This is a genomic window from Parahoeflea halophila (assembly GCF_900220985.1).
GTDB lineage: Bacteria > Pseudomonadota > Alphaproteobacteria > Rhizobiales > Rhizobiaceae > Hoeflea > Hoeflea halophila.
Genome location: NZ_OCPC01000016.1, coordinates 1 through 1020 on the forward strand (window position 1 = coordinate 1; position 1020 = coordinate 1020).

Sequence of the window (1020 nt, forward strand, 5' to 3'; positions counted from 1 at the left end):
ACCGGAACGGTGACGGAGAACGAAACCCTGACGGCAGACACATCGGGCATCTCGGATGCGGATGGGCTTGGCGCCTTCTCCTACCAGTGGATGCGGGATGGTGTTGATATCGCAGGCGCCACGGGCTCGACCTACACGCTGGGTGATGCGGATGTGGGCCGCGCCATCTCTGTGAAGGTCAGCTACACCGATGGCAACGGCACGGCGGAAGGTCCGCTGACGTCAGCTGCCACGGCGGCGGTCGCCAATGTCAATGATGCGCCTGCCGGTGTGCCTGCGATCACCGGGACGGTGACGGAGAACGAAACCCTGACGGCCGATACATCGGGCATCTCGGACAATGACGGCTTGGGCGCCTTCTCCTACCAGTGGATGCGCGATGGTGTTGATATTGGAGGGGCGACGGGCTCGACCTACACGCTGGGTGATGCGGATGTGGGGCGCGCCATCTCGGTGAAGGTCAGCTACACCGATGGCAACGGGACGGCGGAAGGACCGCTGACGTCAGCTGCCACGGCGGCTGTTGCCAATGTCAATGATGCGCCGGCAGGCATACCAACCATCACCGGGACTGCAACCGAAGACCAGGTTCTCACCGCAGACACATCCGGTATCACGGATGCGGATGGGCTGGGTGCCTTCAGCTACCAATGGTACCGTGACAGTGGCGGCGGTCCTGTTGCGATCGCAGGCGCCACGGCATCGACCTACACGCTGGGTGACGCCGATGTGGGCTCTGCGATCTCGGTGGCCGTCTCTTACACCGATGGCAACGGCACGGCGGAAGGACCGCTGACGTCAGCTGCCACGGCGGCGGTCGCCAATGTCAATGATGCCCCTGCCGGGGTGCCTGCGATCACCGGAACGGTGACGGAGAACGAAACCCTGACGGCAGACACATCGGGCATCTCGGATGCGGATGGGCTTGGCGCCTTCTCCTACCAGTGGATGCGCGATGGTGTTGATATCGCAGGCGCCACGGGCTCGACCTACACGCTGGGCGATGCGGATGTGGGCCGC

General features: G+C 64.0%; 1 pseudogene. It reads left to right on the top strand.

Features of this window, described 5'->3' with window-relative positions:
- Positions 1 to 1020, top strand: a pseudogene (locus tag CRO46_RS20050) (hypothetical protein); the annotation flags it as partial.